The sequence below is a fragment of the Streptomyces wedmorensis genome (genome assembly GCF_000716445.1).
Lineage (GTDB): Bacteria > Actinomycetota > Actinomycetes > Streptomycetales > Streptomycetaceae > Streptomyces > Streptomyces wedmorensis.
This window is the reverse complement of the sequence record NZ_JNWK01000048.1, coordinates 20367-34607: the sequence shown is the minus strand read 5'-3', so window position 1 is coordinate 34607 and position 14241 is coordinate 20367. Positions and strand designations below refer to the sequence as shown.

The 14241-nt window shown below is 72.2% G+C and carries 13 protein-coding genes; 5 read left to right on the top strand and 8 right to left on the bottom strand.

The window, feature by feature from the left end; genetic code table 11:
- Nucleotides 1-36 precede the first annotated feature (36 nt).
- Genes pgl through tkt form a run of 5 tightly spaced genes read right to left on the bottom strand, consistent with a single transcriptional unit; the run spans nucleotide 37 to nucleotide 6625 of the window.
- Nucleotides 37-807 (bottom strand): 6-phosphogluconolactonase, encoded by a 771-nt coding sequence (pgl, locus tag OO54_RS30615; protein WP_033208860.1) that lies wholly within the window; start codon nucleotides 805-807, stop codon nucleotides 37-39.
- Nucleotides 804-1847, bottom strand: coding sequence for a glucose-6-phosphate dehydrogenase assembly protein OpcA (gene opcA / locus OO54_RS30610; protein ID WP_033208857.1), 1044 nt, complete (start codon nucleotides 1845-1847; stop codon nucleotides 804-806). The genes pgl and opcA overlap by 4 nt, the downstream gene beginning before the upstream one ends.
- Nucleotides 1844-3376, bottom strand: a complete 1533-nt coding sequence (zwf, locus tag OO54_RS30605; protein ID WP_033208854.1) for a glucose-6-phosphate dehydrogenase — start codon at nucleotides 3374-3376, stop codon at nucleotides 1844-1846. Before zwf ends, opcA begins: the two co-directional genes overlap by 4 nt.
- Before the next feature lie 5 nt (nucleotides 3377-3381).
- A complete protein-coding gene (tal, locus tag OO54_RS30600) occupies nucleotides 3382-4500 on the bottom strand; it encodes a transaldolase (protein ID WP_033208852.1) in 1119 nt (372 codons plus the stop codon).
- A 37-nt stretch (nucleotides 4501-4537) separates the two neighbouring features.
- On the bottom strand, nucleotides 4538-6625 hold the full coding sequence (tkt, locus tag OO54_RS30595; protein WP_033208850.1) for a transketolase: 2088 nt from the start codon (nucleotides 6623-6625) through the stop codon (nucleotides 4538-4540).
- A 314-nt stretch (nucleotides 6626-6939) separates the two neighbouring features.
- Here tkt and OO54_RS30590 point away from each other — a divergent pair, with 314 nt between their 5' ends.
- The 4 genes from OO54_RS30590 (at nucleotide 6940) to OO54_RS30575 (ending at nucleotide 10455) form a co-directional block, all read left to right on the top strand.
- Nucleotides 6940-7887 (top strand): heme o synthase, encoded by a 948-nt coding sequence (locus tag OO54_RS30590; protein WP_033208848.1) that lies wholly within the window; start codon nucleotides 6940-6942, stop codon nucleotides 7885-7887.
- A 101-nt stretch (nucleotides 7888-7988) separates the two neighbouring features.
- On the top strand, nucleotides 7989-8309 hold the full coding sequence (locus OO54_RS30585) for a hypothetical protein (RefSeq protein WP_033208847.1): 321 nt from the start codon (nucleotides 7989-7991) through the stop codon (nucleotides 8307-8309).
- A 70-nt stretch (nucleotides 8310-8379) separates the two neighbouring features.
- Nucleotides 8380-9492, top strand: a complete 1113-nt coding sequence (locus OO54_RS30580) for an amidohydrolase family protein (RefSeq protein ID WP_033208844.1) — start codon at nucleotides 8380-8382, stop codon at nucleotides 9490-9492.
- A 12-nt stretch (nucleotides 9493-9504) separates the two neighbouring features.
- Nucleotides 9505-10455, top strand: a complete 951-nt coding sequence (locus OO54_RS30575) for an immunity 49 family protein (protein WP_234439427.1) — start codon at nucleotides 9505-9507, stop codon at nucleotides 10453-10455.
- A gap of 58 nt (nucleotides 10456-10513) precedes the next feature.
- On the opposite strand, the gene OO54_RS30570 is transcribed toward OO54_RS30575, so the two are convergent.
- The 3 genes from OO54_RS30570 to OO54_RS30560 form a co-directional block, all read right to left on the bottom strand.
- Entirely contained in the window at nucleotides 10514-11482 is a 969-nt protein-coding gene (locus OO54_RS30570) for a COX15/CtaA family protein (RefSeq protein WP_033208843.1), read from the bottom strand.
- Between the two features lie 64 nt (nucleotides 11483-11546).
- Nucleotides 11547-12311, bottom strand: a complete 765-nt coding sequence (locus OO54_RS30565) for an ABC transporter permease (RefSeq protein WP_033208840.1) — start codon at nucleotides 12309-12311, stop codon at nucleotides 11547-11549.
- Nucleotides 12308-13258: an ABC transporter ATP-binding protein gene (locus OO54_RS30560; RefSeq protein WP_033208838.1), complete on the bottom strand. Its 951-nt coding sequence runs from the start codon at nucleotides 13256-13258 to the stop codon at nucleotides 12308-12310. Before OO54_RS30560 ends, OO54_RS30565 begins: the two co-directional genes overlap by 4 nt.
- Before the next feature lie 106 nt (nucleotides 13259-13364).
- On the opposite strand from OO54_RS30560, the gene OO54_RS30555 reads away from it, so the two are divergent.
- The gene (locus OO54_RS30555; RefSeq protein WP_033208836.1) at nucleotides 13365-14174 is read left to right on the top strand and encodes a DUF72 domain-containing protein; all 810 of its coding nucleotides are present in this window, start codon (nucleotides 13365-13367) and stop codon (nucleotides 14172-14174) included.
- Nucleotides 14175-14241 lie beyond the last annotated feature (67 nt).

Genomic DNA, 14241 nt, shown 5'->3' with positions numbered 1-14241 from the left:
TCACCAGCAGGTGAACCGGGCCTCCGCCGTCGTGCGTCAGGCCGAAGCCGGCGGGTACAGGCTCCGCGGCAGCTCCGAGGCCGCCGCGTCGTCGAGCAGCCACAGCGTGCGCGAGCGGCCGTAGGCGCCGGCCGCCGGGGCCTGCACCTCGCCCGCGCCCGACAGCGCGATGGCCGCCGCCTTCGCCTTGTCCTCGCCGGCCGCGAGCAGCCAGACCTCCTTCGCCGCCCGGATCGCCGGGAGGGTCAGCGAGACCCGCAGCGGCGGGGGCTTGGGCGCGCCGTGCACCCCGACCACCGTCCGCTCGGTCTCACGGACCGCGGGCAGCTCCGGGAAGAGCGAGGCCACGTGCGTGTCGGGGCCGACGCCCAGCATCAGCACGTCGAACGCCGGCACGGCGCCGTGCTCCGCGGCGGCGGCCAGCTCCGCCGCGTACGCGGCCGCGGCGGTGTCGACATCGCCGTACGGGCCGTCCGAGGCGGGCATGGCGTGCACCCGCGCCGGGTCGAGCGGCACCCGGTCGAGCAGCGCCTCACGCGCCTGGGTGACGTTGCGCTCGGGGTCGCCCTCGGGCAGGAAGCGCTCGTCACCCCACCACAGCTCGAGCCGTGACCAGTCGATCGCGTCCCGCGCGGGCGCCGAACCGAGCGCCGCGAGCAGGCCGTTGCCGTTGCGGCCGCCGGTCAGCACGACCGAGGCCGAGCCGCGGGTGGCCTGGGCGTCCACGATCCGGGTGATCAGCCGGGCCGCGGCGGCCTGCGCCATCAGCTCCTTGTCGCGGTGGACCACCAGCTGAGGGGTGCTCACTTGGCCGCCGCCTTCTTGGCCGGGGCCTTCTTCGCGGCGGGCTTGGCGGCCGGCTCGGGCGCCTCGGCGGCCACGGGTCCGGGGACCTTCGGCTCGGGCGCGAGGGTCGCCGCCTCCTCGTCGAGACGTTCGAGGCCGAACTTCAGCGCCGTCGCGTACGTGTCGTCCGGGTCGAGCCTGCGCAGCTCCTCCGCGATCAGCTCGGCCGTCTCGCGGCGCTTCAGCGCCACGGCACGGTCCGGCTGGCCCTGGATGGAGAGCGTCGCGAGCGAGCCGTCCGGCCGGTCGAGGACGATCGGACCCGAGCTGGTCTCCATGCGCACGGAGGTCAGGCCGGGGCCGGTCGACTTCGAGCGCCGCACCGGCACCTTCAGCCGCTCCGCCAGCCACATCGCGAGCAGTTCGACGCTGGGGTTGAACTCCTCGCCCTCCACCTCGGCGGAGGTGACCTCGCAGACGACCTGGTCGAGCGCGGCGGCCAGCATCGAACGCCACGGGGTGATCCGGGTCCACGAGAGGTCCGTGTCGCCCGGGGTGTAACGGTCCGCGCGCGCCGTCAGCTCCTGGATGGGCTGCTCGGCGGCGTACGTGTCGGTCACCCGGCGCTGGGCGAGGGAGCCCAGCGGGTCGTTCGCCGGGTCGGTCGGCGCGTTCACCGGCCACCAGACGACGACGGGGGCGTCCGGGAGGAGCAGCGGCAGCACCACCGACTGGGCGTGGTCGACGACCTCGCCGTACAGCCGGAGCACAACCGTTTCGCCGGTGCTGGCGTCGGCGCCGAGGCGGACCTCGGCGTCGAGCCGCGCCTTGGCGCGGTCCCGCGGCGAGCGCGAGACCCGCTTGATGACGACGAGCGTCCGCGAGGGGTGCTCGCGGGACGCGTCGTTGGCCGCCTTCAGCGCGTCGTAGGCGTTCTCCTCGTCGGTGACGATCACGAGGGTGAGCACCATGCCGACGGCCGGCGTGCCGATCGCCCGCCGCCCGAGCACCAGCGCCTTGTTGATCTTGGAGGACGTGGTGTCCGTCAGGTCGGTCTTCATGGCCGGCGCCAGCTCCTGCCGTCTCGTGCGAGCATCTCGTCCGCCTCGACCGGACCCCAGGTCCCGGACTGGTACTGCGCGGGCTTGCCGTGCTTGTCCCAGAACTGCTCGATCGGGTCGAGGATCTTCCACGACAGCTCGACCTCCTCGACCCGCGGGAAGAGGTTCGAGTCGCCGAGCAGGACGTCGAGGATGAGCCGCTCGTACGCCTCGGGGCTGGACTCCGTGAAGGACTCGCCGTACGCGAAGTCCATGGAGACGTCCCGGATCTCCATCTGGGTGCCGGGCACCTTGGAGCCGAACCGCATCGTCACGCCCTCGTCCGGCTGGACCCGGATGACGATGGCGTTGCGACCGAGTTCCTCGGTCGCGGTGTGGTCGAAGATGGAGTGCGGGGCGCGCTGGAACACGACCGCGATCTCCGTGACGCGGCGGCCCAGACGCTTGCCGGTGCGCAGGTAGAACGGGACGCCCGCCCAGCGGCGGTTGTCGATCTCCAGCTTGATGGCCGCGTAGGTGTCGGTCTTCGACTGGGGGTCGATGCCGTCTTCCTGGAGGTAGCCGACGGCCTTCGCGCCGCCCTGCCACCCGGCCGCGTACTGGCCGCGGACCGTGGACTGGCCCAGGTCCTTGGGCAGCTTCACCGCGCCGAGGACCTTGGTCTTCTCGGCGGCCAGCGCGTCGGCGTCGAAGGAGGCGGGCTCCTCCATCGCGGTCAGCGCGAGCAGCTGGAGCAGGTGGTTCTGGATGACGTCACGGGCGGCGCCGATGCCGTCGTAGTAGCCGGCCCGGCCGCCGATGCCGATGTCCTCGGCCATGGTGATCTGCACGTGGTCGACGAACGACCGGTTCCAGATCGGCTCGAAGAGGGTGTTCGCGAAGCGGAGCGCCAGGATGTTCTGGACGGTCTCCTTGCCGAGGTAGTGGTCGATCCGGAAGACCTCGTCGGGCGGGAAGACCTCGTGGACGACCTCGTTGAGCTCCTTGGCGGAGGCCAGGTCGTGCCCGAAGGGCTTCTCGATGACCGCGCGGCGCCAGGAGCCGTCCTTCTGGTCGGCGAGCCCGTGCTTCTTGAGCTGCTGGACGACGAGCGGGAAGAACTTCGGCGGCACGGACAGGTAGAAGGCGAAGTTGCCGCCCGTTCCCTGTGCCTTGTCGAGCTCCTCGATCGTCGACTTGAGCTGCTCGAAGGCCGTGTCGTCGTCGAAGTCGCCCTGGACGAACCGCATGCCCTGGATGAGCTGCTGCCACACCTCCTCGCGGAAGGGGGTGCGCGCGTGCTGCTTGACGGCCTCGTAGACCTCCTGCGCGAAGTCCTCGTCCGCCCACTCGCGGCGGGCGAAGCCGACGAGCGAGAAGCCCGGCGGCAGCAGGCCGCGGTTGGCCAGGTCGTAGACGGCGGGCATCAGCTTCTTACGGGACAAATCGCCCGTGACGCCGAAGATCACCAGGCCCGACGGCCCCGCGATGCGCGGGAGCCGTCGGTCTGCGGCGTCACGGAGCGGGTTGGCTCCGTGGACTGCGCTCAAAGTGCTTACGCCTCCGAAGGTGCGAGGCGCTGGAGCTCCGCCTCGGTGGACTTGAGCAGGTCGTTCCAGGACGCCTCGAACTTGTCGACGCCCTCGTCCTCCAGGAGCTGGACGACGTCGTCGTAGCTGATGCCCAGCTCCTCGACGGCGGCCAGCTCGGCGCGCGACTGCTCGTAGGTGCCGCGGATGGTGTCACCGGTGACCTCGCCGTGGTCGGCGGTGGCCTCCAGGGTGGCTTCCGGCATGGTGTTGACGGTGCCGGGCGCGACGAGGTCCACGACGTACAGCGTGTCCTTGTACGCCGGGTCCTTGACGCCGGTCGAGGCCCACAGCGGACGCTGCTTGTTGGCCTGCGCCTTGTCGAGGGCGGCCCAGCGCTCCGAGGAGAAGATCTCCTCGTACGCCTCGTAGGCCAGACGGGCGTTGGCCAGGGCGGCCTTGCCCTTCAGCGCCTTGGCCTCGTCGGTGCCGACGCCGTCCAGGCGCTTGTCGATCTCCGAGTCCACGCGGGAGACGAAGAAGGAGGCCACCGAGTGGATCTTGGAGAGGTCGAGGCCGCGCTCGCGGGCCTTCTCCAGACCCGCCAGGTAGGCGTCCATGACCGCGCGGTAGCGCTCCAGCGAGAAGATCAGCGTGACGTTGACGCTGATGCCGAGGCCGATGACCTCGGTGATCGCCGGCAGGCCCGCCTTGGTGGCCGGGATCTTGATGAGGGTGTTGGGGCGGTCCACCAGCCAGGCGAGCTGCTTGGCCTCGGCGATGGTCGCGGCCGTCTCGTGGGCGAGGCGCGGGTCGACCTCGATGGAGACCCGGCCGTCCTGACCGTCCGTCGCGTCGAAGACCGGCCGCAGGATGTCGGCGGCGTCACGGACGTCCGCCGTCGTGATCATGCGGATGGCCTCGTCGACGGTCACCTTGCGCGCGGCGAGGTCGGCGAGCTGCTGGTCGTAGCCGTGCCCCTCCGAGATGGCCTTCTGGAAGATGGACGGGTTGGTGGTGACACCGACCACGTGGCTCTGGTCGATCAGCTCGGCCAGGTTGCCGGACGTGATCCGCTGGCGCGAGAGGTCGTCCAGCCAGATCGCGACGCCTTCGTCGGAGAGGCGCTTGAGAGCGTCTGTCATGAGAGTTGCATCTCCAATTAAGTCGTACGTATGGGCGTCAGCGCGCGGCGGCGTCGATCGATTCCCGGGCGGCGGCGACGATCGCCTCGGGCGTGAACCCGAACTCGCGGAAGAGGACCTTCGCGTCCGCCGAGGCACCGAAGTGCTCGAGGGAGACGATCCGGCCGGCGTCGCCGACGTACTTGTGCCAGGTGAGACCGATGCCCGCCTCGACGGCGACCCGGGCCTTGACCGACGGCGGCAGGACCGAGTCCTTGTACGCCTGGTCCTGCTCCTCGAACCACTCCACGCACGGCATCGAGACCACGCGGGTCGGGACGCCGGCGGCCTGGAGCTGCTCGCGGGCCTCGACGGCCAGGTGCACCTCGGAGCCCGTACCGATCAGCACGACCTGCGCGTCGCCGCCTTCGGCGTCGAACAGGACGTAGCCGCCCTTGACGGTGTCCTCGTTCGGCGCGTACGTGGGCACGCCCTGGCGGGTGAGCGCGAGGCCGTGCGGGGCGCCCTTGCCGAAGACCTTGGTGTGGCGCTGCATGATCTCGCGCCAGGCGATCGCCGTCTCGTTGGCGTCGGCGGGACGGACCACGTTCAGGCCCGGGATCGCGCGCAGCGAGGCCAGGTGCTCCACCGGCTGGTGCGTCGGGCCGTCCTCGCCCAGACCGATCGAGTCGTGGGTCCAGACGTACGTCACGGGCAGGTGCATCAGCGCGGACAGACGCACGGCGTTGCGCATGTAGTCGGAGAACACCAGGAAGGTGCCGCCGTAGACGCGCGTGTTGCCGTGCAGCGCGATGCCGTTCATCTCCGCGGCCATGGAGTGCTCGCGGATGCCGAAGTGGATCGTGCGGCCGTACTTGTCGGCCTCCGGCAGCGGGTTGCCCTCGGGCAGGAACGACGAGTCCTTGTCGATCGTCGTGTTGTTCGAGCCGGCGAGGTCGGCCGAACCGCCCCACAGCTCCGGGATGACCGCGCCGAGCGCCTTGAGGACCTGGCCCGAGGCGGCACGGGTGGCGACACCCTTGCCCGGCTCGAAGACCGGAAGCTTGTCGGCCCATCCGGCCGGCAGCTCGTTCGCCTCGATGCGGTCGAACTCGGCGGCGCGCTCCGGGTTGGCCGTGCGCCACTCGGCGAGCGACTTGTCCCAGGCGGCGCGGGCCTCGCGGCCGCGGTCGCCGAGCGACCGGGTGTGCGCGATGACCTCGTCGGAGACCTCGAAGGTCTGCTCCGGGTCGAAGCCGAGGACGCGCTTGGTGGCCGCGATCTCCGCGTCGCCGAGCGCCGAGCCGTGCGCGGCCTCGGTGTTCTGCGCGTTCGGAGCGGGCCAGGCGATGATCGAGCGCATCGCGATGAACGACGGACGCTCGGTCTCGGCCTCGGCGGCCTTGATCGCCGCGTACAGCGCGGCCGGGTCCAGGTCGCCGTTGGCCTGCGGCTCGACGCGCTGGACGTGCCAGCCGTACGCCTCGTACCGCTTCATCGTGTCCTCGGACACGGCCGTCTCGGTGTCGCCCTCGATCGAGATGTGGTTGTCGTCCCACAGCAGGATCAGGTTGCCGAGCTTCTGGTGGCCGGCCAGCGAGGACGCCTCCGCGGAGATGCCCTCCTGGAGGCAGCCGTCACCGGCGATCGCGTAGATCCGGTGGTCGAACGGGGACGCGCCGGTGGCGGCCTCCGGGTCGAACAGACCGCGCTCGTAGCGGGCGGCCATCGCCATGCCCACCGCGTTCGCCACACCCTGGCCCAGCGGGCCCGTGGTGGTCTCGACGCCGGCGGTGTGGCCGTACTCCGGGTGGCCCGGGGTCTTCGAGCCCCAGGTGCGGAAGGACTTCAGGTCGTCCAGCTCGAGACCGAAGCCACCCAGGTAGAGCTGGGTGTACAGCGTCAGGGACGAGTGGCCGGCGGAGAGGACGAACCGGTCGCGCCCGACCCACTCGGGGTCGGCCGGGTCGTGCCGCATCACCTTCTGGAAGAGGGTGTACGCGGCGGGCGCCAGGCTCATCGCCGTACCGGGATGGCCGTTGCCGACCTTCTGTACGGCGTCCGCGGCCAGGATGCGGGCGGTGTCGACGGCCCGCTGGTCCAACTCGGTCCACTCGAGGTCTGTGGTGGTCGGCTTAGTGCTCACCCTGGGTCAGGGCTCCTCTCCACATGTCTTGGGCCGGTGACTGAGGGTGTACCGGCGTTGTCGAGCCTACCCCCGCCGGAACGCCCCTCTTTTCGTGTGCGCGCCCCTCAAATGAGCGGACACGGCAAGACTGCCGCCGGGTGTGAGAGTTCGCCTCCCGAGCGGCGTCCACCCCTTGGGACGTACCCCTCCAACACGACCCCACCCCCGCGAAGATCGGCGTCTGGGCAACGTCTACAGTGGCGTGGTACGCGCAAGCTTCACCCCGCCTTCATCCGGGGAGCTTGCTGGGAATTTCTCTGTCAGGGGTGTGCGTGACGGCCGTCGAGTCCCGACCCGCAGGGGTCGTCTTGACTCCCAGCCCGGGGGGCCATCGGCCGTTCGGCGCCCGCGTCAAGGCATTCGTGGCGCTGACCAAGCCGCGGATCATCGAACTTCTGCTCATCACCACCGTCCCGGTGATGTTCCTCGCCGAACAGGGCGTGCCCGACCTCTGGCTGGTGCTCGCCACCTGCTTCGGCGGCTATCTGTCGGCGGGCGGCGCGAACGCGCTGAACATGTACATCGACCGCGACATCGACGCCCTGATGGACCGCACCTCCCAGCGGCCGCTGGTCACCGGCGTGCTCACCCCGCGCGAGGGCCTGGTCTTCGGCCTCACCCTCGCCGTGGTCTCCACGCTCTGGTTCGGCCTGCTCGTCAACTGGCTCTCCGCCGCGCTCTCGCTCGGCGCGCTCCTCTTCTACGTCGTGATCTACACGATGATCCTGAAGCGGCGCACCGCCCAGAACATCGTCTGGGGCGGCATCGCGGGCTGCCTGCCGGTGCTCATCGGCTGGTCGGCCGTCACGAACTCGATGTCGTGGGCCGCGGTCATCCTCTTCCTCGTCATCTTCTTCTGGACGCCGCCGCACTACTGGCCGCTGTCGATGAAGGTGAAGGACGACTACGCACGCGCGGGCGTGCCCATGCTGCCGGTGCTCGCCTCCAACAAGGTCGTCGCCAAGCAGATCGTGCTCTACAGCTGGGTCATGGTCGCCGTCTCGCTGCTGCTCACCCCGCTGGGCTACACGGGCTGGTTCTACACCGCCGTGGCACTGCTCACCGGCGGCTGGTGGCTGTGGGAGGCGCACGCCCTGCTCAACCGCGCCAAGAACGGCGCCACCGGCGCCAAGCTCAAGGAGATGCGCCTCTTCCACTGGTCCATCACCTATGTGTCGCTGCTCTTCGTGGCGGTCGCGGTGGACCCGTTCCTGCGCTGATCGCGCTCAGATGAGATGTCCGGCCGGCGGCCGGGTCACGTGGGATAGGCCACGTGACCCGGCCGTCGCCACTCGATCTACGCCTCGGTAGCATCCCTGTCATGGCAGAAACGAAGCAGGCAGAGCGCAAGGCGGCCAGGCTCGCCAAGGAGATCCGGGCCTTCTCCAAGGCGCACGGCGGCTCCGAGGGACACCTCGCGCACATCGGCCAGGCCGGCACCCGGATCGTCCTCGTCGGCACCGACGGCGGCTGGGGCGACCTGGTGGCGCCGACCTACGAGGTCGCGCGACAGGCGGCCGAGAAGGCCGGACTGACCCTCCACGAGGAGTTCGACGGCGAGTTCGCCGCCAAGGTCACCACCGGCCCGTACGAGTGGACCCGGATGGCCGGCATCCAGATCGGCGGACCCTCCGACCGCTGAGGCAACAACCTCGCGCGGGGCTCACCCGTTAGGACGTGTGGAGACACGTCCACACAGGGAGCCCCCCGAGATGATCGACACGCCGACCCTGGTCGACCAGTACTGCCACGGAGTGCTCCGCACCGAGCTCGGCCTCGGCACCTTCGAGGCCCGGCTCGGCGCCCAGCTCGGCGGGACCGCCGCGCTGCCCGCCGCCGGCACCACGTTCTTCGACACCCAGACCGGGTTCGCCGTACGCCGCTGGTGCCCGCCGCTGCTCGGCCTCGAACCGCACTGCCCGCCCGCCCGTTACCTCGCCCGCCGCCGTGAACTCGGCGTCGCCGAAGCGGGCCGCAGGCTCCTGCGCGCCTCCGGCATCTCCACCTACCTGGTCGACACCGGGCTCCCCGGCGACCTCACGGGACCCGCCGAGATCGCCGCCGCCGGCGCCGCCGAGGCCCACGAGATCGTCCGCCTCGAACACCTCGCCGAACAGGTCGCCGACACCTCGGGGACCGTCGAGGCCTTCCTCGCCGACCTCGCCGAGGCCGTCCACGGCGCCGCCGCCGAAGCCGTGGCCTTCGCCTCCGAGGCGGGCGTACGCCGGGGGCTCGCGCACACCCCCGAACCCCCCGGACCCGGCGAGGTCCGCGGCGCCGCCGGCCGCTGGCTCGCCGGTCGCGCCGCCGGCGACCGCCTCACCGACCCCGTCCTGCTGCGCCACCTGCTCTGGGTCGCCGTCACCGCAGGACGCCCCCTCCAGCTGCACACCGGCGACCGGGACCCGTCCGCCGTCGCCGGCTTCGCCACCGCCACCGCGGGACTCGGCGCCGACCTCGTGCTGCTGCACGCGTACCCGTACCACCGCGAGGCGGCGCGGCTGACCGCCGTCCACGCGCACGTGTACGCGGACCTCGGCCCCGTCCTCGCCCACACCGGCGCCCGGGCGGCGGCCGCGCTCGCCGAAGTCCTCGAACGGGCGCCCTTCGGCAAGCTGCTCTTCTCCAGCGGCGCCCACGCGCTGCCCGAGCTCCACGTGGTCGCCGCGAGCACCTTCCGCTCGGCGCTCTCCCGGGTGCTCGGCGACTGGGTCGCCGACGGCGCCTGGTCCCGTACGGACGCCCAGCGCGTCGCGACCATGATCGCGGGGGACAACGCCCGGCGCGTCTACCGGCTCGGACCCGCTGTCAGTCCCCGTCGGTAACGTGCGGAGCAGATGGAAACGATCATGGGGGAGGCGGCAGCCATGCAGGAGACGACCGTGCACGAGGTCGACGGGGCGAGGATCGAGCGGGCGCTCGACGGCATCAGGGGGCGGACCTTCGGCCGCTGGCACGACCTCCGGTACGGCAGCGGCATGTCGCTGACCGGCCTCGGGGAGACCCGCGACGAACTCCTCGACCACGTCGGGGCCCGCACCCTGGAGGACCCCGAGCTCGCCACGGAGCCGTCCCGCGAGGCGCTGCTCACCGCCGCCGAGTGCGCCCTCGGCATCCTGGGCATCGGCTGCTTCCCCGAGGGTGACTGGGACGTCCCGCTGCCCCTCACGGGGGAGACCCTGAGCAGCGACGACCAGCTCTTCGACGAGAGCTGGGACCGGGGACACCGGGTGCCCACCGCGCGGACCTGGGTGGAGGCGTTCGCGCTCTGCCTGATCAGCGGCCTCGTCCGGGAGCGCCGGCGGGTGATCGGCCCGCTGCTCCACGAGGACTACGCACCTGCGATCCGCTCCGGGGTCCCGTACTCGCGCTTCGACTCCGTCTCGGAGCCTGCGGACCTCGCCGAGATGGACGCCCTGTGCCTCTACCTGACGGTGGAGCACGGCCCGGTGCCCGGCGCCGTCCCCGGCGAGCTCCCGCTGCGCCGCCCCGGTGCCGAGGAACTCGCCGCTGCCGCGGCCCGCCTCGACGGGGCTGGTGCGCTGACCCCGGACCAGCGGCTGCTGCGCGTCCTGCTCGACGACGACCGCGAGGCCTTCGAGCGGGCCCTCGTGGCGCGGCTCGACGCGCACCGGGAGGACGTCGGCGCCGATCCGGAGCCGAGGAGCCTGCTGCCCGTGGTGACCGTCGCCCTGGCCTCCCTCGCCCGTCTGGCGCACGGCTGGGAGCCCGCCGTCCGCTCCGGCTACCTGCCCGAGGCGCTGCTGCGCGCGCCGGTGTCCGCATAGCCGGACCGCCCGGACCCCCGCCCGCCGGGCGGGGGTCCGGGCGGTCCCGGGCGTGGTCTCAGGCGGCCGTGAGCGCGGAGTCGGCCTGCGCGGGGATCTCCGGGGCCGGGACCGGGCGCTCGCGCAGGCTCAGGGCCAGCCGCAGCACCGCGACCCACATCAGCGAGGAGCCGAGCATGTGGACGGCGACCAGGAGCTCGGGGACGCCGGTGAAGTACTGGACGTAGCCGATCCCGCCCTGCGCGAGCAGCACGATCAGCAGGTCGCGGGCGCGGGCCCTGGTGTCGTCGGGGGCGTCCACCACGCGCAGGACCAGCCACATGGCGAGCGCGAGGGCGCAGACGACCCAGGCGGCGATCGCGTGGACGTGGGCGGCGTCCGTCCAGTCCCACGGCATGCGCGGCACGTCGCTGCTGTCGCCGGCGTGCTTGCCGGCGCCGGTCACCGTCGTACCGAGCACGATCAGCAGACCCGAGGTGACCGTGATCGCCCAGGACAGCTTGCGGACCGGGCGCGGCACCCGCGGCCGGGGCGCGGTGTCGCCCTCGCCGGCCCGGTGCCAGGTGATCACCGCGACCGTGAGCAGCGAGTTCGCGGCGATGAAGTGGCCGGCCACCGTCCACGGGTTGAGGCCCATCCACACGGTGATGCCGCCGATCACGGCGTTGCTCATCACGATCCAGAACTGCGCCCAGGCCCAGCGGGTCAGGTTCCGGCGCCACGGCTTGGTGGACCGGGCGGCGACGATCGCCCAGCCGACGGCCGCCGACAGCACGTACGTCAGCATCCGGTTGCCGAACTCGATGACGCCGCGGTAGCCCTGCTCGGGCGTCACGATGAGGCTGTCGTCCGTGCACTTCGGCCAGGTGTCGCAGCCGAGACCGGAACCGGTCAGCCGGACCGCGCCACCCGTGACGATGATGAAGACGCTCATCACGACGGCGGAGAGCGCGGCGCGCCGGAGCGTCCGGGGGGACGGCGTCCAGCGCTGGGCGATGTAGGCGAGGGGGGTCAGCACGGGCCCTATCGTAGGGCGGCGCTTGTGCGCGCTTTCACGAGGGGGGCGTATATGGCGGAACGGAACCTTACGGTTACTCCCAGCGGAAGAACCTCGCCGCCGCGCCGAGGCCCAGGACCCCCCAGACGGCCAGGATCAGCGCGTCGCCCCACGGCATCGAGGCCCCGTGCTGGAGGACGTCGCGCAGACCGTCCGAGAGCGCGGAGATCGGGAGCAGCGCGAGCACGTCGCCCGCGGCGCCGAACCTGTCCAGCGGCACGATGACCCCGCCGCCCACCAGGAGCAGCAGGAAGACCAGGTTGGCGGCGGCCAGCGTCGCCTCCGCCTTGAGCGTGCCCGCCATCAGCAGGCCGAGGCCCGAGAAGGCAGCCGTGCCCAGGAGCAGGAGCAGCAGGACCGACAGGGGGTTCCCGTGCGGCGACCAGCCCAGCGCCAGGGCGATCGCGGTGAGGAGCGCGACCTGGAGCACCTCGGTGACGAGGACGGCGAGCGTCTTGGCGGTCATCAGCGCCCAGCGGGGGAGCGGTGAGGCGCCGAGCCGCTTGAGCACCCCGTACCGCCGCTCGAAGCCGGTGGCGATCGCCTGGCCGGTGAACGCGGTCGACAGCACCGCGAGCGCGAGGACGCCGGGGGCGAGGAAGTCGACGGCCTCGTCGGAGCCGGTGTCGACGATGTCGACGGTCGAGAAGAGCACCAGGAGCAGCGAGGGGATGATCACGGTCAGCAGCAGCTGCTCGCCGTTGCGCAGCAGCATCCTGGTCTCCAGGGAGGTCTGCGCGGCGATCATCCGCCCGACGGGGGCGGCCCCCGGCTTGGGGGAGTAGGTACCGGTGCTCACGACCGCAGCTCCTTGCCAGTCAGTTCGAGGAAGACGTCCTCGAGGGTGTGGCGCTCGACGGAGATGCCGCCGGGCATGACGCCGTGCTGGGCGCACCAGCTGGTGACCGTGGCGAGCAGCTGGGGGTCGACGTCGCCGGTGATCCGGTAGGTGCCGGGGAGGGGCTCCGCGGCTGCGGTGCCGTCCGGCAGGGCCTTGAGGAGCGAGCCGAGGTCGAGCCCGGGGCGGCCGGTGAAGCGCAGGGTGTTCTCGGCGCCGCCGCGGCACAGCTGCTCGGGGCTGCCCTGGGCCGCGACCCGGCCGGCGTCGACGATGGCGACGTCGTCGGCGAGTTCCTCGGCCTCCTGCATGAAGTGGGTGGTGAGGACCACGGTCACGCCGTCGGCGCGCAGCTCGCGGACCAGCTCCCAGGTGGCGCGCCGGGCCTGCGGATCGAGCCCGGCGGTCGGTTCGTCGAGGAAGACCAGCTCGGGGCGGCCGACGACGGCCATGGCGAGCGCGAGGCGCTGCTGCTGGCCGCCGGAGAGGCGCCGGTAGGTCGTACGGCCGCAGGAGCCGAGGCCGAGGCGCTCGATCAGGGCGTCGACGTCCAGGGGGTGGGCGTGGAGCTTCGCCATGTGGCGGAGCATCTCGTCGGCGCGGGCGCCTGAGTAGACGCCGCCCGACTGGAGCATCACGCCGATCCTGGGGCGCAGGGCGGCCGCGTCGGCGACCGGGTCGAGGCCGAGGACGCGGACGGTGCCGCCGTCGGGCCTGCGGTATCCCTCACAGGTCTCGACGGTGGTGGTCTTGCCGGCCCCGTTGGGGCCGAGGACGGCGGTGACGGTGCCCGTGCGCACGTCGAGGTCGAGGCCGTCGACGGCGGTCTTGGCGCCGTACCGCTTGACCAGGCCGCGGACGCGGACGGCGGTGTCGGCGGATTCACTCGGTGCGGGCTTCCCGTGCATGCCGGGAAGTCTAAGGACCCGCCGGTACGCCCCGGGCCGCGCCCCCGGCCCGGGGCGGGGCCGGGCGGTGCCGGATGAGCGGCCGCGGACGGGGCAGCGGCTCCGTATGACGGTCTTCGTGGGCACTTCGGGGTGGCAGTACAAGGACTGGCGGGGGACGTTCTATCCCGAGGGTGTGCCGCAGCGGCTCTGGCTGGAGGAGTACACGCGCCGGTTCGCCACCGTGGAGAACAACAGCGTCTTCTACGGGCTGCCCGAGCGGGACACCTTCGCCACCTGGCGGAAGCGGACGCCCGAGGGCTTCGTCATGGCGGTCAAGGCGAACCGCCGGTTGACGCACGTCGAGCGGCTGCGGGAGCCGGAGGAGCTGGTGGCGCAGCTGACGGGGCGGGCGGAGGCGCTCGGGGACCGGCTCGGGCCGGTCCTGCTCCAGTTCCCGCCGTCGCTGCGGGCCGACCCGGGGCTGCTCGACGCGGTCCTCGCCTGTTTCCCGGCGGGGGTGCGGGTCGCCGTCGAGCCCCGGCACGCCTCGTGGTGGACGGACCGGACCGAGGCGGTGCTGGTGGAGAGGGGTGCCGCGCTCTGCTGGGCGGACCGGCGGTCGAGGCCGGTGACGCCGCTGTGGCGGACGGCGGACTGGGGCTATCTGCGGCTGCACGAGGGCCGGGCCCGGCCCTGGCCCGCGTACGGCCGCCGGGCGCTGGAGGGGTGGGCCGGGCGGATCGCCGGGAGCTGGCCGGAGGGGGCCGACGCGTACGTCTACTTCAACAACGATCCGGGCGTCGAGGCGGTCCGCGACGCGGCCTCCTTCCGCCGTCTGATGAGCGAGGCGGGCCGGACGGTGGCCCTGCCGGCCGAGCCGGCGGACGGCTGGGAAACCGCTGGTCGGGGCGGCCGTGATTCATCCCACGAATGATCGTTTCCGCAGGTCAGGTAAGCCTTACCTGAGTGATGTACGGCACCGCCGCCGAATCCTGCGGCGC